General features: G+C 73.1%; 19 protein-coding genes and 1 tRNA gene. 15 read left to right on the top strand and 5 right to left on the bottom strand.

All coding sequences use genetic code 11. The annotated features are described in order from the left end of the window. Positions 1–37: 37 nt before the first annotated feature. The 3 genes from OG774_RS27710 to OG774_RS27720 form a co-directional block, all read right to left on the bottom strand. Complete coding sequence (locus tag OG774_RS27710) at positions 38–2122, bottom strand: ATP-dependent DNA helicase (protein WP_328305538.1); 2085 nt, start codon at positions 2120–2122, stop codon at positions 38–40. Between the two features lie 90 nt (positions 2123–2212). Further along, positions 2213–2782, bottom strand: a complete 570-nt coding sequence (locus OG774_RS27715) for an isochorismatase family protein (protein ID WP_328305539.1) — start codon at positions 2780–2782, stop codon at positions 2213–2215. 780 nt (positions 2783–3562) lie between these two features. Continuing rightward, complete coding sequence (locus OG774_RS27720) at positions 3563–4801, bottom strand: nicotinate phosphoribosyltransferase (protein WP_442874018.1); 1239 nt, start codon at positions 4799–4801, stop codon at positions 3563–3565. 122 nt (positions 4802–4923) lie between these two features. Here OG774_RS27720 and clpS point away from each other — a divergent pair, with 122 nt between their 5' ends. The 7 genes from clpS (at position 4924) to OG774_RS27755 (ending at position 9361) form a co-directional block, all read left to right on the top strand. Continuing rightward, positions 4924–5283 carry an ATP-dependent Clp protease adapter ClpS gene (gene clpS / locus OG774_RS27725; protein WP_328305541.1) on the top strand — a complete coding sequence of 120 codons (360 nt, stop codon included), beginning with the start codon at positions 4924–4926 and terminating at the stop codon, positions 5281–5283. Between the two features lie 5 nt (positions 5284–5288). Further along, positions 5289–5846, top strand: coding sequence for a DUF2017 domain-containing protein (locus tag OG774_RS27730; RefSeq protein ID WP_328305542.1), 558 nt, complete (start codon positions 5289–5291; stop codon positions 5844–5846). Positions 5847–5885: 39 nt separating this feature from the next. Further along, positions 5886–6359 (top strand): M67 family metallopeptidase, encoded by a 474-nt coding sequence (locus OG774_RS27735; RefSeq protein WP_328305543.1) that lies wholly within the window; start codon positions 5886–5888, stop codon positions 6357–6359. Positions 6360–6496: 137 nt separating this feature from the next. Next, on the top strand, positions 6497–6775 hold the full coding sequence (locus tag OG774_RS27740) for a MoaD/ThiS family protein (RefSeq protein WP_328305544.1): 279 nt from the start codon (positions 6497–6499) through the stop codon (positions 6773–6775). Positions 6776–6796: 21 nt separating this feature from the next. Next, positions 6797–7747 (top strand): PLP-dependent cysteine synthase family protein, encoded by a 951-nt coding sequence (locus OG774_RS27745; RefSeq protein ID WP_328305545.1) that lies wholly within the window; start codon positions 6797–6799, stop codon positions 7745–7747. A 133-nt stretch (positions 7748–7880) separates the two neighbouring features. Then, positions 7881–8516 carry a rhomboid family intramembrane serine protease gene (locus tag OG774_RS27750; RefSeq protein WP_328305546.1) on the top strand — a complete coding sequence of 212 codons (636 nt, stop codon included), beginning with the start codon at positions 7881–7883 and terminating at the stop codon, positions 8514–8516. Between the two features lie 86 nt (positions 8517–8602). Beyond that, a complete protein-coding gene (locus OG774_RS27755; RefSeq protein ID WP_328305547.1) occupies positions 8603–9361 on the top strand; it encodes an MBL fold metallo-hydrolase in 759 nt (252 codons plus the stop codon). Here OG774_RS27755 and OG774_RS27760 read toward each other — a convergent pair whose 3' ends face one another. After that, a complete protein-coding gene (locus OG774_RS27760; protein ID WP_328305548.1) occupies positions 9362–10780 on the bottom strand; it encodes an MFS transporter in 1419 nt (472 codons plus the stop codon). Positions 10781–10840: 60 nt separating this feature from the next. On the opposite strand from OG774_RS27760, the gene rph reads away from it, so the two are divergent. From rph to OG774_RS27785, 5 genes are all read left to right on the top strand, one after another. Continuing rightward, the gene (rph, locus tag OG774_RS27765; RefSeq protein ID WP_328305549.1) at positions 10841–11584 is read left to right on the top strand and encodes a ribonuclease PH; all 744 of its coding nucleotides are present in this window, start codon (positions 10841–10843) and stop codon (positions 11582–11584) included. Next, positions 11581–12192: an RdgB/HAM1 family non-canonical purine NTP pyrophosphatase gene (rdgB, locus tag OG774_RS27770; protein WP_328305550.1), complete on the top strand. Its 612-nt coding sequence runs from the start codon at positions 11581–11583 to the stop codon at positions 12190–12192. Before rph ends, rdgB begins: the two co-directional genes overlap by 4 nt. A gap of 3 nt (positions 12193–12195) precedes the next feature. Then, the gene (locus OG774_RS27775) at positions 12196–12795 is read left to right on the top strand and encodes a class I SAM-dependent methyltransferase (protein WP_328305551.1); all 600 of its coding nucleotides are present in this window, start codon (positions 12196–12198) and stop codon (positions 12793–12795) included. Further along, a complete protein-coding gene (locus OG774_RS27780; protein WP_328305552.1) occupies positions 12792–13622 on the top strand; it encodes an alpha/beta fold hydrolase in 831 nt (276 codons plus the stop codon). Before OG774_RS27775 ends, OG774_RS27780 begins: the two co-directional genes overlap by 4 nt. Before the next feature lie 156 nt (positions 13623–13778). Further along, a tRNA-Leu gene (locus OG774_RS27785) sits at positions 13779–13851 on the top strand. A gap of 4 nt (positions 13852–13855) precedes the next feature. On the opposite strand, the gene bcp is transcribed toward OG774_RS27785, so the two are convergent. Then, a complete protein-coding gene (bcp, locus tag OG774_RS27790; protein WP_328305553.1) occupies positions 13856–14329 on the bottom strand; it encodes a thioredoxin-dependent thiol peroxidase in 474 nt (157 codons plus the stop codon). A gap of 82 nt (positions 14330–14411) precedes the next feature. On the opposite strand from bcp, the gene OG774_RS27795 reads away from it, so the two are divergent. The 3 genes from OG774_RS27795 (at position 14412) to OG774_RS27805 (ending at position 16845) form a co-directional block, all read left to right on the top strand. Next, on the top strand, positions 14412–14633 hold the full coding sequence (locus tag OG774_RS27795) for a DUF3618 domain-containing protein (RefSeq protein ID WP_274193767.1): 222 nt from the start codon (positions 14412–14414) through the stop codon (positions 14631–14633). 80 nt (positions 14634–14713) lie between these two features. After that, entirely contained in the window at positions 14714–16441 is a 1728-nt protein-coding gene (locus OG774_RS27800) for an AMP-binding protein (protein ID WP_442874019.1), read from the top strand. Beyond that, on the top strand, positions 16438–16845 hold the full coding sequence (locus OG774_RS27805; protein ID WP_328305555.1) for an acyl-CoA thioesterase: 408 nt from the start codon (positions 16438–16440) through the stop codon (positions 16843–16845). Before OG774_RS27800 ends, OG774_RS27805 begins: the two co-directional genes overlap by 4 nt. The last annotated feature ends 2 nt before the right edge of the window (positions 16846–16847 follow it).

Below are 16847 nucleotides of genomic sequence, written 5' to 3' on the forward strand. Positions count from 1 at the left end.
TGAACGCCAGGAAAGCCGCTTCGATCACTCGCCGGGCTCAGGCGCCGCGCAGCCGCTCCAGCGCCCCGCGCACGACCGCCGGGTCCTGCGTGCTCCAGAACGGCGGCAGCGAGCCGCGCAGGAAGCCCCCGTACTGCTTGGTCGCCACGCGCGAATCGAGCAGCGCGACCACGCCCCGGTCGCCGGTCCCGCGCAGCAGGCGGCCCGCGCCCTGGGCGAGCAGCAGCGCGGCATGGGTGGCCGAGACGGTGAGGAAGCCGTTGCCGCCCCGCGCGTCCACGGCCCGCTGGCGTGCCGAGACGAGCGGGTCGTCGGGTCGGGGGAACGGGATGCGGTCGATCATGACGAGCTGCAGCGACTCACCGGGCACGTCGACGCCCTGCCACAGCGACAGCGTCCCGAACAGCACGCTCTCCACGTCGGCGGCGAACTTCGTCACGAGCGTGCCCGTCGCGTCGTCGCCCTGGCAGAGCACGGTGCCGTCCCAGCGGGTGCGCAGGTCCTCGGCGGCCTGCTTCGCGGCGCGCATCGACGAGAACAGCCCCAGCGCCCGGCCGCCCGCGGCGCGCACGAGGGCCTCGATCTCGTCGAGGCACGCGGGCGACAGCCCGTCGCGCCCCGGCGGCGGCAGGTGCCGCGCCACGTAGAGGATGCCGGCCTTGCCGTGCGCGAACGGCGAGCCGACGTCGAGGCCGTGCCAGACGAGGTTGGTCGCGGGGTCCCTATCGGCGTGCTGTGCTGGATCGTGCCCCGATCCGTCGTCGGGGATCGGTTCCTGGATCTTCGCCGGACCCCCGGCCGGCAGACCCCACTGCCGCGCCAGGGCGTCGAACGAGCCCCCGAGCGCGAGCGTCGCCGACGTCAGCACCACCGTCGAGCGCCCGAACAGCCGGCTCGCGAGCAGCCCCGCCACCGAGAGCGGTGCGACGTGCAGCGCGCGCGTCCGTGTGGAGTTGCGCTCGGTCTCGGAACACCACACGACGTCGGGGCGCGTCGCGGGGTCCTCGCGGTCGAACGCGGTGAGCAGGCGCCCGGCGACGTCGTGCACCTCCTCCACCAGCGCCAGCGCGAACTTCCGCGCGGTGGCGTCGTCGTCCCGGCCGCCCTTCTCCCGGTCGGGACCGAGCGCCTGGCGGCACGACCAGGACGCGTCGCGGATCCCCGTCAGCATCCGCCCGACGCCCTCGGGCAGCCGCTCCCAACGTCCCGGGACGACCTCGGCGAGCACGGTGTCGAGACCCTCGCCCGCGTCGAGCAGCGCGTCGGACAACGCCTGGTCGACGAGCTTCCCGCACCGGCGGGCGGCAGCGCTCACGGCGGCGGCGGTGAGCTCGCCGGTGGCCACGGAGGTCACGCGGTCGACGAGGTTGTGCGCCTCGTCGACGACGACCACGTCGTGGTCCGGCAGCACCGCGCGCCCCTCGATGGCGTCGATCGCGAGCATCGCGTGGTTGGTGACGACGACGTCGGCGCTGCCGGCGGCGCGGCGCGCGTGCTCGGAGAAGCAGTCCTCCGCGACGGGGCAGCGCGAGGCGCCGAGGCACTCGCGGGCGGACACCGAGACCTGGCGCCACGCGCGGTCGGGGACGCCGGGGACCAGCTCGTCGCGGTCGCCGGTGGTCGTCTGCTCGGCCCACTCGTGCAGCCGGGTGACCTGGCGCCCCAGCGCGGAGACCTGGAACGGGTCGAACAGCTGCTCGTCGCCGGGGTCGTCCGCGGCCGCCTGGGCCCCGCTCTCGATCTTGTGCTTGCAGAGGTAGTTGGCCCGGCCCTTGAGGATCGCGAACGTCGGCTCGCGCCCGAGCACCGGCTGGAGGGCCTTGGTCAGGCGGGGGAGGTCGCGGTCGACGAGCTGGGTCTGCAGGGCGATCGTCGCCGTCGACACGACAACCGCCTGCTCGGACTCGAGCGCGTGCCGGATCGCCGGCACGAGGTAGGCCAGGGACTTCCCCGTGCCCGTCCCGGCCTGCACCGCCAGGTGCTCGCCCGTGCGCAGCGACCGTTCCACCGCGCCCGCCATCTGCTGCTGGCCCTCGCGCTCGCTGCCGCCCAGGGCCGACACCGCTGCGGCGAGCAGCTCGGCCACCGGGGGCGGGCCCGTCGCCGTGCTCGTCTGCCCCACGACGGTTCAGACTACGAGCCGGGCCGATCGGTTCCCTCGGGACGCACCGGATTCACGGACCCGGCTCCCACAACAGCCGGTCGTCGGGGGTCAGCGCGGCGTCCCGGTGAGCGCGACCCCGGCGCCGGCCATCTCCTCCTGCGCGCGGGCGGTGGTGCGCGGCAGGACGCCGGCGGTGAGGTCGAGGCGCACGGTGGTCGTGAAGCCCGCGCGCACCGCGTCGAGCGCCGTCGCCCGCACGCAGTGGTCGGTGGCGATGCCGACGACCTCGACGGCGTCGACACCCCGGGCGCGCAACCACGGCGCCAGCGGCTGTCCGTCGGTGGCGTGTCCCTCGAACGCCGAGTAGGCCGCCACGAACTGGCCCTTCGAGAAGACCTCCTCGAGGCGGTGGACGTCGAGGTCGGGGTGGAACGCTGCGCCCGGGTGCCCGACGCGGCAGTGCGCCGGCCAGGTGTCGACGAAGTCGGGTGTCGACGAGAAGTGGTCGCCCGGGTCCTCGTGGTAGTCGCGGCTGGCGACGACGTGCGCGAACCCGCGGCCCTCGGTCGCGAGGAACCGGCTGATCGCGGCGGCGGTCGCGGCCCCGCCGTCGACGCCCATCGAGCCGCCCTCGCAGAAGTCCAGCTGCACGTCCACCACGATCAGCGCGGTCGTCATGACCCCGAGCGTAGGCGCGCGTGCTCGGTGATCGACGCGGCTTTCCTGGCGTTGAACGCCAGCGTGGACGCAGGGCTTGCACGGTCGGGTGGAGCTGCGCGCCCGGACCGGTGACGCCGGTGGCCCCCACTCACTGGTCTCCCTACCGTCACATCTGGCTACTGAACGTCACAACATGCTTCAAGGGCGTGGCACGGGTCGGACGGCGACGGGGGTAGGCCGATGGACGCGACGTTCGGGACGCCGCCCGGCGACGTCGTCGCCGGCTGAGGCCCCGTGGTGACGATCTCGACCGACCGGCGGCCCCTGCCGCCCGACCTCGACCGCCCGCCGGAGGAGCTCGACCTCACCGACCCGCCGGTCAGCGAGCGCCGCCGGGCGGCGATGCTGGTGTCCAGCGTGCTGGCGGTACCGGTGCTGGCGCTCCTCGCGGTGCTGGTGACCGCGCCCGACCCGGAGCCGCTACCCCGACCGTCCGCGGTGGCGGCTGCCGCGCCGGTGGTGACCGGCACGCCCGCTTCGCCGGCCCCGCTATCCCTGCCGCTCGCGGCGCCGTCGGGCCCGTCGACGCCACCGGCATCCCGGGCCGCGTCCTGGAGGCCTACCGGGGTGCCGAGCGCGTGCTGGGCGAGTCGGCGCCCCGCTGCCACCTGCCGTGGTCGCTGGTCGCGGCCGCGGAGCCGGGAACGCCGCTGTTCCCGGCGTCCTGAGCGCCCGGCGCGTTCGTGATCGAAGCGGATTCACTGGCGTTGAGTGCCAGCGTGGACGCAGGGCTTGCACTCAGGGAACGAAGGTCGTCGGGATCGCCGGTTCGCCGCGGGAGAGCTTCAGCCCCTCCCACGGGACGGCGACCAGGCCGCGCCGCAGGCGCTCGCGGGACTCGTCGAGGGTCGGCTGGTCGCCGGTCGGCTCGCCCTTGACCAGCAGCGGGACGGGGACGACGCGGTCGTGCTCGCCGCGCTCGACGTCGGCGTCGAGGCGGTGCACGACCTCCTCGACGGCCGTGCCGGTCGGCTTGTGGCGGCGCAGCGCCGACTTCGCCCCGCCTCGCGACTCCTTCGACGAGCTGCGCTTGGCGACGGGCCGGCCCTCGACCTCGACGAGCTTGTAGACCATCCCGGCGGCGGGCGCCCCCGAGCCGGTGACCACCGAGGTGCCCACGCCGTAGGCGTCGACGGGCTCGGCGCGCAGGGCGGCGATCGAGTGCTCGTCGAGGTCGCCGGAGATGACGACGCGGGTGCGGGTCGCCCCGAGCTGGTCGAGCTGGTCGCGCGCGCTCTGGGCGAGCACACCGATGTCCCCGGAGTCGATGCGGACCGCGCCGAGCCCGGTGCCCGCGACCTCGATCGCGGTCGCGATCCCCTGGGTGATGTCGTAGGTGTCGACGAGCAGCGTGGTGCCGACGCCCAGTGCCTCGACCTGCGCGCGGAACGCGTCGGCCTCCGTGTCGTGCAGCAGCGTGAACGCGTGCGCGCTCGTGCCCGTCGTCGGCACCCCCCAGCGGCGGTGGGCCTCGAGGTTCGAGGTGGCGGCGAAGCCGGCGAGGTAGGCCGCCCGCGCCGACGCGACCGCCGCCTCCTCGTGCGTGCGGCGCGACCCCATCTCGATCAGCGGGCGGTTGTTGGCCGCCGTCGTCATGCGCGCGGCGGCCGAGGCCACGGCGCAGTCGTGGTTGAGCACCGAGAGCACGAGGGTCTCGAGCAGCACGCACTCGGCGAAGGTCCCGGTCACCGAGAGCACCGGCGAGCCCGGGAAGTACAGCTCGCCCTCCGGGTAGCCGGTGATGTCGCCACCGAAGCGGTGTCCTGACAGGAACTCCGCGGTCCGGTCGTTGACGGAGCCGGCGCTGTGGAGGACCGCGAGCTCGGCGTCGTCGAACGTGAACCGCGCCAGCCCGTCCAGCAGCCGCGGGACCCCGGCCACGACGCCGTAGCGGCGGCCGTGGGGCAGGCTCCGCGCGAACACCTCGAACGTGCACCGCCGCTGCGCGGTGCCGTCGGCGAGGGCGGCGTCGAGCATCGTGAGCTCGTACTGGTCGGTGAGGAGCGCGGTGCTCGGCCCCGGGAACGTCACGGGGTCAGGGTAGGCGGGAGCGGCCGGTCCCCGTGCGGCCCGGGCGTCCGGGGTGTCACGATGGACGCATGTCTCCGGCCCCCGGTGCGGCAGCTCCGCCGCGCGTCGTGCCGCTCGACGTCCGTCTGTCCGCTCCGGCCGAGCCGGAGATCGACGAGCGCACCGAGGAGGCCGCCGACGAGGCCACCCTCGCCGACACGCCGTGGCAGACCATCGTCTGGAACGATCCCGTCAACCTCATGTCGTACGTCACCTACGTGCTCCAGAAGCTCTTCGGCTACGACAAGGCCAAGGCCACCGCGCTGATGCTCGACGTGCACCACAAGGGCCGCGCCACCGTGTCGTCGGGCAGCCGCGAGAAGGTCGAGGGCGACGTGTCCCGCCTCCACGCGGCGGGTCTCTGGGCGACCATGCAGCGGGCGAGCTAGCGCGGGTGAAGGCCTGGAGACGGCAGGGCCGTGGTGACCGCGTGCGCTACGTCGCGGTGCTCGAGCGGCCCGAGGCGTCGGTGCTGCGGGGCCTCATGGGCCAGATCGAGCAGATGCTCACCGGCCGAGGCGCCGAGGCGCCCGACGACGAGCTCGCCGCCCTCACCGGCATCCGCACCGGCCCGTCCACACCGCCCGAGGACCCGGTGCTCGCGCGCCTGCTGCCCGACTTCGCCTCGTCGGACGAGAAGGACGCCGACGACCTCTCGTCGGCGCTGCGCTCGATGCGCGAGCCCGAGCTGATCGAGGCCAAGCGGGCGGCCATCGCGACGGTGCTCGCCACCTGCCCGGCCGGTGGCGGGCGTGTGGAGCTGGCGCCGTCGCAGGCCGAGGAGTGGCTGGCGGCGATCAACGACGTGCGCCTCGCCCTGGGCGTCGCGCTCGAGGTGACCGAGGACATGCCCGAGCAGCTGCCCGCCGACGATCCCCGCGCCGACCACCTGCCCGTGTACCACTGGTTGACCTGGTTGCAGGACTCGTTGGTGATGACGCTGACGGGCTGAGGTCCGACGCGGTTCGGCGGTCTTCCGTAGACTGGCGGCGTGCTGGTGATCCGGGCCGACCTCGTCGAGCAGATGGTCGCGCACGCCCGCCGGGACCACCCGGACGAGGCCTGCGGCATCCTCGCGGGCCCCGACGACGGCTCCGACCGGCCCGAGCGCTTCGTGCCGATGGAGAACGCCGAGCGGTCGCCGACCTTCTACCGCTTCGACTCGATGGAGCAGCTGAAGGTCTACAAGGCGATGGACGCGAACGACGAGATCCCCGTCGTCGTCTACCACTCGCACACCGCCACGGAGCCGTACCCGTCGCGCACCGACATCTCGCTGGCGCAGGAGCCGTTCGCCCACTACGTGCTCGTCGGCACCCGCGATCCCGAGGAGCACGAGCTGCGCTCGTACCGGATCGTCGACGGCGAGGTCGCCGAGGAGGAGGTGCAGGTGGTGGAGAACTACATGTTCAGCCACACCGGCGCCTCCGACGTCCCCGACCAGGCGGACCCCGCGCGGCCCTGACGTCGCTGCCGGCGTTGCCGCAGGCCCTCCGCGGGTATCCGGCGGTACCCATCGGACCGCGGAATGTCGCGAGGCCGTGCGACGCTGTCCCCACCACGCTGTCTCACCACCAGCCCACCCCGATCCGGAGGGAACCCGTGTCCGCCACCGTCTCGATCCCGACCATCCTGCGCACCCATACCGGGGGCGAGAAGCAGGTCAAGGCCGAGGGCACGACCCTGCAGGAGGTCATCACCGACCTCGAGGCCAACCACCCCGGCATCAGGGACCGGCTTGTGACCGACGGCGCGCTGCACCGGTTCGTCAACGTCTACGTCAACGACGAGGACGTGCGCTTCACCGGGGGCCTCGACGCGCAGGTCCCCGACGGCGGCACCGTGACGATCCTTCCCGCGGTGGCGGGCGGCTCGCGCTAGGAGCGCTCTGAGGAGACGACGATGGCCCGGTACGAGTCCCTGATCCACGCCCTGGGGGAGACGCCCCTGGTGGGGCTGCCGTCCTTCTCCCCGGCGCCGCACGTGCGGCTCTGGGCCAAGCTGGAGGACCGCAACCCGACGGGTTCGATCAAGGACCGGCCGGCGCTGCGGATGATCGAACAGGCCGAGGCGGACGGTCGGCTCACCCCGGGGTGCACGCTCCTGGAGCCGACCTCAGGCAACACCGGCATCTCGCTGGCGATGGCGGCCAAGCTCAAGGGCTACGAGCTGGTCTGCGTCATGCCCGAGAACACCTCGGCCGAGCGTCGCCAGCTCCTCGAGATGTACGGCGCCAAGATCATCTTCTCGCCGGCTGCCGGCGGGTCGAACCAGGCCGTCGCGACGGCCAAGGAGATCGCCGCCCAGAACGAGGACTGGGTGATGCTCTACCAGTACGGCAACCCGGCCAACGCGCTGGCGCACTACGAGGGCACCGGGCCCGAGGTCCTCCGCGACATGCCGACGATCACGCACTTCGTCGCGGGCCTCGGCACCACCGGGACGCTCGTCGGCACCGGCCGCTACCTGCGCGAGCACAAGCCGGACTGCCAGATCATCGCGGCCGAGCCCCGCTACGGCGAGCTGGTCTACGGGCTGCGCAACATCGCCGAGGGCTTCGTGCCCGAGCTCTACGACCCCGACGTGCTCACCGGGCGGTACTCGGTCGGCGCCTTCGACGCGCTGCGCCGCACCCGCCAGCTCGTCGAGCAGGAGGGGATCTTCGCGGGCATCTCGACCGGCGGGATCCTCCACGCCGCCCTCGCCCAGGCCGAGAAGGCCGCGGGGGGCGACGACGACGCCGACATCGTCATGGTGGTCTGCGACGGCGGGTGGAAGTACCTCTCCACCGGCGCCTACTCCGGCACCCTCGAGGAGGCCGCCGAGGCGCTCGAGGGCCAGCTCTGGGCGTAGTGTCGCCCCAAGCCGCCGGCGCGCCGGCTCGGCGTCGTCGCGACCCGCCGGCGCGACGTCCAGGGCCACCCCTGAGGAAGCTCGGGGTCGGAACCCACGCGGATCCGTCACGTGCGCCCGTACTGTCGTGCGCGTGACCAGTCCGGCGCGACCGACTCCTCGCATCTGGCCCGCCCAGCCGCTGCGCGCGGCGGTGACGATCACCGCGATCGTCGCGCTCCTGTGGGTGCTCGAGATCCTCGACCGGACGGTGTTCGTCGCGATCGACCCGCCGCAGGGTCTCGACGACGACGGCATCATCCCGCGCTCCTTCGAGGGCCTCGGCGGCATCCTGTGGGCGCCGTTCCTGCACGGCGGCTTCGAGCACCTCGCGAGCAACACCGTGCCGCTGCTGGTGTTCGGGTTCCTCGTCCTCGCCGGCGGGCTCGGCCAGTTCCTCGCCGTCACCGCGGTGATCTGGGTGGTCAGCGGCGTCGGCACCTGGCTCACCGGCAGCCCGGGCTCGACGATCGGCGCCTCGGGCATCATCTTCGGCTGGTTCGCGTTCCTGCTGGTCCGCGGCTTCTTCGCGCGCTCGGTGGGGCAGATCGTGCTCGCCGTCGTCCTGTTCCTGATCTACGGCTCCCTGCTGTTCGGCGTGCTGCCGAGCAACCCCGGCATCTCCTGGCAGGCGCACCTGTGCGGGGCGGTCGGCGGGGTCATCGCGGCCCGGTTCACCGTCGCCGCCGATCGTCGACGGCCGGGGCCGACCACGCCCGCGGTGCCGTGACGGTCGGGTGTCCGTGTTCGTTCCGTGACCAGGGTGGTGCTCCCTGGCCTGTGCGTTCGGAGAGGTCAGGCCCGTAGGGTGCGCTCGTGGAACTGACCGTCCTGGGGTGCTCCGGCAGCGGCGCCGGCCCGCACTCCGCGGCCTCGAGCTACCTCGTCCGCGCGGGCGACACGTCCATCGTCCTCGATCTCGGCAACGGTGCGTTCGGGGTGCTCCAGCGGCACATCGACCCGTTCGACATCGACGCGGTGGTCCTGTCCCACCTGCATCCCGACCACTGTGCGGACATCTCCGGGCTGATCGTCCACCGGCGTTACCACCCCGACGGGCCCGGCAAGATCGTGCCGTTGCACGGGCCGACCGAGTCCGAGGTGCGCCTGGCCGTCGCCTACGCGCCGTCGTCGGACGAGCGTGTCGCGACCGACCTCACCGACGTCTTCGTCCACCGCCCGTTCGCGCTCGGGCCGGCCGCCATCGGGCCGATCGCGCTCACGAGCGCCCCCGTCGACCACCCCTGTGAGGCCTACGGCACCCGGTTCGAGCACGAGGGCCGGACGCTCGTCTACTCCGGCGACACCGGGCCGTGCCGCGAGCTCGTCGAGCTCGCCCGCGATGCCGACGTGCTGCTGTGCGAGTCGACGTGGAGCGACGGTCCGGAGCGGCCGCGAGGGGTGCACCTGTCGGGCAAGCAGGCTGGGCGCACCGCGCGCCAGGCCGGCGTCAAGCGCCTGCTGCTCACCCACGTCCCGTCCTGGGCCGACGGGCAGGCCCTGCTCGCCGAGGCCAAGGAGGAGTACCCGGGCCCGGTCGAGCTCGTCGTGCCCGACGGGCGTTACGAGATCTAGCTACACCTGCGCCGGCTCCGGCGTCCGCGCCCGCTGCGGGGCCGGGACGAGGAGCGCGACCAGCGCCGCGATCGCGACGACGACGGCCGCGACGGTGAACGCGGCCGTCGTGCCCGACGTCGAGGCGACGGGCGCGGACGCGCCCTCGGCGGTCAGCGTGGCCGTGCGCGCGGCGGCCAGCGTCGAGAGCACCGAGAGGCCGACGGCGCCACCGATCTGGCGCGAGGTGGTGACGAGCCCGCTGACCAGGCCCGCGAGGCTGCCGTCGACGCCGCTCGTCGCCGCCGTCGTCACGGCGGGGAAGACGATGCCCATGCCGAGCGACACCGCGATGCCCGGGCCGAGGATGCCGGCCGCCCAGCTCGTGGTCGGGGTCAGCAGCGAGAACCACGCGAAGCCCACGGCGGTCAGCGTCGCCCCCGCGACGATCATCGCGCGGGGGCCGAGCCGGGACACCAGCCGCGAGGAGATCTGCGAGCCGACCACCACCGACGCGGACTGCGGCAGGAACGCCAGACCCGCGGTCAGCGCGTCGAAGCCCAGGACGCCCTGCATGTGCAGCGAGACGAAGAACCACATCGAGAACATCGCGGACGTGATGAGCAGGATGACGACGTTCGCGGTGCTCACCGCGCGGATGCGGAACACCCAGAGCGGCACCAGCGGCTGACGGCTGCGGCGCTGGACCATCACGAACGCCGTGAGCAGCACGACCGCGCCCGCCGCGCTCCCCAGTACGCGCGCCGAGGTCCACGGCGAGGACTCCAGCGACACCACCCCGTAGACCAGGGCGACCAGACCTCCGGTGACCAGGACGGCGCCGGCGACGTCGAGCCCCGGCCGCTGCTCGGCACGCGTCTCCCGGACCACGGCGAGCGTCAGCAGCGCGGTCAGGGCGACGACGGGCACGTTGACCAGGAAGATCCAGCGCCAGCTCAGCAGGCCCACGAGCACGCCGCCGGCCAGCCCGCCCGCGGCGCCGCCGACGCCGCCCATCGCCGACCACCAGCCGAACGCCTTCGCGCGCGCCGCGCCCTCGGCGTACGTCGTCTGCAGGATGACCAGCGACGCGGGGGAGAGCACCGCCCCGCCCAGGCCCTGGGCCGCGCGGGCGGCGAGCAGCAGCGCCGGGTCGTTGGCGAGCCCGCCGACGAGGCTGGCGAAGCCGAAGATCCCGAGCCCGACGAGGAACATGCGGCGTCGCCCGAAGTAGTCCGCCGCCCGCCCGCCCAGCAGCAGGAACCCCGCGAACGCCAGCGTGTAGGCGTTGACGACCCAGGCGAGCCCCTCGGCGTCGAACCCGAGCGCGGTGCGCATCGCGGGCAGCGCGACGTTCACGACCGAGACGTCGAGGACCACCATGAACTGGGCGAGGCAGCTCGCGAGCAGCACGAGCCCGGTCCGGCCGTCGGTACGCACGACCGTCGAAGTTAGCCCGACGAACCGTCGCGTGCCGGGTGGCTCCTAGGGTGGTCGCTCGTGGCACGCAGCGATGGCAGGGCGGACGACGAGCTCCGCGAGATCAGCATCCGGCGCGGGTTCCAGCAGCACCCCGCGGGATCGGTGCTCGTCTCGTTCGGGCAGACGACGGTGCTGTGCGCGGCGAGCGTCACCGAGGGCGTCCCGCGCTGGCGCCAGGGCAGCGGGCTCGGCTGGCTCACCGCCGAGTACGCGATGCTCCCGTCGGCGACGCACACCCGCAGCGACCGGGAGTCGGTGAAGGGCCGCGTCGGCGGGCGCACGCACGAGATCAGCCGTCTGGTCGGCCGGTCGCTGCGCGCGGCGATCGACCTGCGCGCGCTCGGCGAGAACACCATCCAGCTCGACTGCGACGTCCTGCAGGCCGACGGCGGCACCCGGACGGCGGCGATCACCGGTGCCTACGTCGCCCTCGCCGACGCCGTCACCTGGCTGCGCGCCCACAAGCGCCTCGCCGACCCGCAGCCGTTGTCGTGCTCGATCGCCGCGGTCTCCGTGGGTGTGGTCGACGGGCGCGTGCGCCTCGACCTGCCCTACGAGGAGGACTCGCGGGCCGAGGTCGACATGAACGTCGTCGCCACCGACACCGGCACGCTCGTCGAGGTCCAGGGCACCGGCGAGGGCGCCACCTACACCCGCGCCACGCTCGACGCGATGCTCGACTCGGCGCTCGCCGGCTGCGCGCGGCTCACCGAGCTCCAGTCCGCCGCGCTCGCCGCGCCCTACCCGGGGGAGCTGCCGTGAAGATCCTGCTGGCCACCCGCAACGACGCCAAGCTCGCGGAGCTGCGCCGGCTCGTCGACGCGCAGGGGATCGAGGGCTTGGAGATCAAGGGGCTCGACGACGTCCCCGAGTTCCCCGAAGCGCCCGAGACCGGCGCGACGTTCGAGGAGAACGCGCTGGCCAAGGCCCGTGACGCCGCCGCGGCGACGGGGCTCGTGGCCGTCGCCGACGACTCCGGGCTCACCGTGGACGCGCTGAACGGGATGCCCGGGGTGCTCTCGGCGCGCTGGTCGGGGCGCAGCGGCGCACGGACCGAGCGCGACGCCGCGAACCTGGCGCTCGTCCTCGACCAGATGGCCGACGTCCCCGAGGAGCGGCGCGGCGCGGCGTTCGTCTGCGCCGCGGCCGCCGCCCACCCCGACGGGCGCGAGGTCGTCGTCGTCGAACGCTGGCCCGGCACCCTGATCCGCCTGGCGCGGGGCACGAACGGCTTCGGCTACGACCCGGCGTTCGTGCCCGAGGGCGAGTCGCGCACCTCGGCGGAGATGGCGCCGGAGGAGAAGGACGCGGTCTCCCACCGCTCGCAGGCCCTGCGGGCGCTGCTGCCCCGGTTGTCGGAGCTGGGCTAGCACGTGACCGACCAGTACTTCTCGGAGCAGCCCGGGTCGGCGTCGGACCCGGTGTCGTTCCGTCTCGAGGTCGGCGGGGTCGCGCTCGACCTCACCACCGACGCCGGGGTGTTCTCGCGCGGCCGCCTCGACAAGGGCACCCGGGTGCTCCTCGCGCACGCCCCCGAGCCCGCCGAGGGCGACCTGCTCGACCTCGGCTGCGGCTACGGGCCGATCGCGCTCTGGCTCGCCGCGCGGCAGCCGGGCGCGACGGTCTGGGCCGTGGACGTCAACGACCGTGCCCTGGACCTCGTGCGGGCCAACGCGGCGGCGGCGCGCCTGTCCAACGTCCGCGTCTGCCGGCCCGACGAGGTGCCCGACGACGTGCGGTTCGCCCAGCTCTGGTCCAACCCGCCGATCCGCTCGGGCAAGGCCGCGCTGCACGAGCTGCTGCTGCGCTGGCTGCCGCGCGTCGACGGGCCGTCCTACCTCGTCGTGAGCAAGAACCTGGGCTCGGACTCCCTCGCCCGCTGGCTCGCCGAGCAGGGCCACCCGACGACCCGGCTGTCGTCGAACGCGGGGTTCCGGGTGCTTGCCGTCGAGAGATCGGAGACCGTGGCGTGATCTCCTACGCGCACGAGGGCAACGGCGTCCCCGTCGTCTGCCTGCACGGCTGGCCCGGGGCGGCGTCCGACTACCGCGCGCTCCTGCCGCTGCTCGAGCGCGACGCCCAGGTCGTCGTGCCCGAGCTTCTCGGCTTCGGTGCCTCCTACAGGCCGTCCGACGTGGACCGGCCGGCGACGGACTTCGGCCACGACGCCCAGGCCGCCGCCGTGATCGAGCTGATGGACCACCTGGGCTTCGACGACGCGGTCCTGGTCGGGTACGACGTGGGCTCGACGACGGCGGCGCACCTCGCGCGGACCCGTCCCGAGCGCGTCCGGGCCCTGGTGCTGGGCAACGCGATCCACCCCGGCTCGGCGGCGGCCTCGCTCGACGACGACCACCGCGCCGAGTTCTGGTACCAGGACTTCCACCAGCTCGCGCTCGCGTCGCGGCTGGTGGACGGGTCCGCTCCCGCCGTGCGGACCTACCTGGAGCACTTCTGGTCGCACTGGGGACACCGGGCGATCGCCTCGGTGACCGACGAGCTGGTCGAGGCCTACGCGCGCCCGGGCGCCTTCACGACGTCCCTGAACTGGTACCGCTCGGGGTCGGCGACCCTGGCCACCGCGCTCGCGATGCGCGGGCAGGAGCCGCCGGCGCCGGTGGCCGTGCCGACCACGGTGCTCTGGGGCGACCAGGACCCGCTCTTCCCGCCCCGGCTCGCCGAGGGGCTGGAGCGGGCGTTCACCGACCTGCGCGGCGTGCACCACCTCGAGGACGTGGGGCACTTCGTGCCGCTCGAGGCGGCGAACGAGGTCGCGGCGGCGGTGCGGGCGCTGCTGTAGGAGCTGGCAGGGCGGGCCGCTGCCACGGCAGCTCGATCACGTCAACGGCGACCACACCGACAACCGGCTGGAGAACCTCCGTAGTCTCCGTGGCAACTGCCACTCGCAGACCGACACATGGTGTGGGCGCGGACGGCAGGTGCGACGAAAGACGTAGCCGGCGTACGCCAACGGCAGAGCGAGCGGCCTTAGATGCCGTCCAGTGCGGGTTCGAATCCCGCCGCCGGCACCCCCTACAGCCTCAGATCGCGCAGCAACCGGCCCACGTGGCCGGTGGCCTTGACGCCGTACTGCGCGTCCTCGATGTTGCCCTCCGCGTCGATGAGGAACGTCGAGCGGATGACGCCCACCGTGGTCTTCCCGTACATCGTCTTCTCGCCGTAGGCGCCATAGGCCGCGAGGGTCGACTTGTCCGGGTCGGAGAGCAGCGGGAAGGTCAGCCCCTCCTTGTCGCGGAACTTCGCGAGCTTCTCCGGCTTGTCGGGCGAGATCCCGAGGACCGCGACGTCGGCGTCGTTGAACGAGGCCAGGTTGTCGCGGAAGTCGCAGGCCTCCTTCGTGCACCCCGGGGTCATGGCGGCCGGGTAGAAGTAGACGAGGACGCGGTGCCCGCGGTGGTCGGCGAGCGACACCGTCGACCCCTGATCGGAGGTCAGCGAGAAGTCCGGCGCGGGTTGACCGGGGGTCAAGCGGGTATCGGCGGTCACGGGCGGGCAGGATAGCCGCCGACCACCGGCCGGTCGCGAACCAGCGACGGTCAGCGCGACCGACGACCACACGGGAGGTGTCGTGGCACGGGACACGGACGCCATCGAGAAGGAGATCCAGCAGGCGCGCGAGGCGCTGGCCGGAGCCCTCGACGAGCTCTCCGAGAAGGCCAGCCCCCAGCGCCTCTCGGAGCAGGGCAAGGAGATGGCCGCCCAGAAGTGGGCCGACCCGAGGATCAAGTACGCCGTCTACGCCGCCGGCGCACTGGTGGGGCTCGTGATCCTGCGGAAGCTGTTCAAGTAGCGGGGGACGCAGCGTCTCCCGGGTCCGATGGCCGAGGTGGTAGAACCGCCTCGGCCATCGGCGTCTCGAGGGAAGGGCCCATCGTGTCGGAGCTCAGCAAGGCCGCGACCGAGTTCCGCCGGGCGCGGGATCTCCTGCTGGAGCGGCGTGAGGACCTCGACGCCGCGCTGCGCGACTTCGCGTGGCCGCAGCTCGACGAGTTCAACTGGGCCCTCGAGCACTTCGACGCCATCGGCTCCGACCCCGGCACCTCGCAGCGTCCGGCGCTGTGGGTCGTCGAGGAGGACGGGCGGGAGACGAAGTACTCGTTCGCCGACATGAGCGAGCGCTCGAACCGCGTCGCCAACTGGCTGCGGGCGCAGGGCGTGGGCCGCGGCGACCGGGTCATCCTCATGCTCGCCAACCAGGTCGAGCTGTGGGAGACCATCCTCGCGGTGATGAAGCTCGGCGCGATCCTCATCCCGTCGACGCCGATGCTCGGCGCCGCCGACCTGCGCGACCGCATCGACCGCGGCAACGCGAAGCACGTCGTCGTCCGTGACGCCGACGTCGACAAGTTCGACGACGTCCCCGGCGACTACACGAAGATCGCCGTGGGTGACCGCATCACCGAGCCCTGGCTCGACTTCTCCGCCGCGTACGACGCGCCGGCCGAGTTCACGCCCGACGGACCGACCAAGGGCAGCGACACCCTGCTGCTCTACTTCACCTCGGGCACGACGTCGAAGCCCAAGCTCGTCGAGCACACGCACACGAGCTACCCCGTCGGCCACCTGTCGACGATGTACTGGATCGGCCTGCAACCGGGCGACGTGCACCTCAACGTCGCCTCGCCGGGCTGGGCCAAGCACGCGTGGTCGAACGTCTTCGCCCCGTGGATCGCCGAGGCGACGATCTTCATCTACAACTACACCAAGTTCGACGCCGACAAGCTGCTCGACGTGATCGTCGAGAAGGGCGTCAGCACGTTCTGCGCGCCGCCGACGGTGTGGCGGATGCTGATCCAGGCGGACCTGACGCGCGTGCAGGTGCCGGTGCGCGAGCTCGTCGGCGCCGGCGAGCCCCTCAACCCCGAGGTCATCGAGCAGGTCCGCGAGGCCTGGGGCATGACCATCCGCGACGGCTTCGGCCAGACCGAGTCGACGCTGCAGATCGGCAACCCGCCCGGGCAGCCGGTCAAGGACGGCTCGATGGGCCGCCCGCTGCCGGGCTACCCGATCGTGCTCGTCGACCCGGTCACCGGCGAGCGCGGCGACGAGGGCGAAATCTGCATCGACCTCGCCGACCGTCCGCTCGGGCTGATGGTCGGCTACAAGGACGACGCGGAGCGCAACGACGAGGTCATGCGCGACGGCCTCTACCACACCGGGGACGTCGGCTCCCGCGACGCGGACGGCTACATCACCTACGTCGGGCGCTCCGACGACGTGTTCAAGGCGTCGGACTACCGCATCAGCCCGTTCGAGCTGGAGAGCGTGCTCATCGAGCACGACGCGGTCGCCGAGGCCGCCGTCGTCCCGTCACCCGACCCGCTGCGCCTGGCCGTCCCCAAGGCCTACATCGTGCTCTCGACCCGCTACGAGGCCTCGCGCGAGACGGCGCTGGCGATCCTGCGCCACGCCCGCGAGAACCTGCCGGCCTACAAGCGCGTGCGCCGCCTGGAGTTCTCCGAGCTGCCCAAGACGATCTCCGGGAAGATCCGCCGCGTCGAGCTCCGCGGCCGGGAGGACGAGCTGCGTCCGAGCCCAGACGCGGCGGCCCCGGACGGCGAGTACCGGGACGAGGACTTCCCCGAGCTGCGCCAGTGACCTACTCGTTCGCCGTCGTCCCGCGCTACGCGGAGATCGACCAGCAGGGCGTGGTGTTCAACGGCCACTACCTGACCTGGTTCGACGAGGCCTTCACCGGCTTCCTCGACCACGTCGGCCTGCCCTACCCGAAGCTGATCGCCTCGGGGGTCGACGTGATGGTCGTGCACTCCGAGCTCGACTACGGGGGCTCGGTGCGCTGGCGCGACGACGCCCGCGTCGAGGTCACCTGCGAGCGCCGGGGGACGACGAGCTTCACGCTGGGCTTCACGGTCTACCGGTCGGCGGACGAGGTGGCCGTGGTCGGCCGCAACGTCTACGTCGTCGTGGTGCGTGACCCCGAGACCGGCGACTGGAGCAAGGCCTCCGGCATCCCCGACGAGCTGGCGGAGGCTCTGGGCTGACG

Origin of the sequence: Actinomycetospora sp. NBC_00405 (assembly GCF_036044095.1) — a bacterium.
GTDB lineage: Bacteria > Actinomycetota > Actinomycetes > Mycobacteriales > Pseudonocardiaceae > Actinomycetospora > Actinomycetospora callitridis.

Coding starts and splice junctions, on each gene's coding strand:
- OG774_RS27715 (WP_328305539.1), bottom strand. CDS start 2,782: ATGACGACCGCGCTGATCGTGGTGGACGTGCAGCTGGACTTCTGCGAG.
- clpS (WP_328305541.1), top strand. CDS start 4,924: ATGTCTCCGGCCCCCGGTGCGGCAGCTCCGCCGCGCGTCGTGCCGCTC.
- OG774_RS27720 (WP_442874018.1), bottom strand. CDS start 4,801: ATGCTCGACGCCGCCCTCGCCGACGGCACCGCGCAGCGGCGGTGCACG.
- OG774_RS27745 (WP_328305545.1), top strand. CDS start 6,797: ATGGCCCGGTACGAGTCCCTGATCCACGCCCTGGGGGAGACGCCCCTG.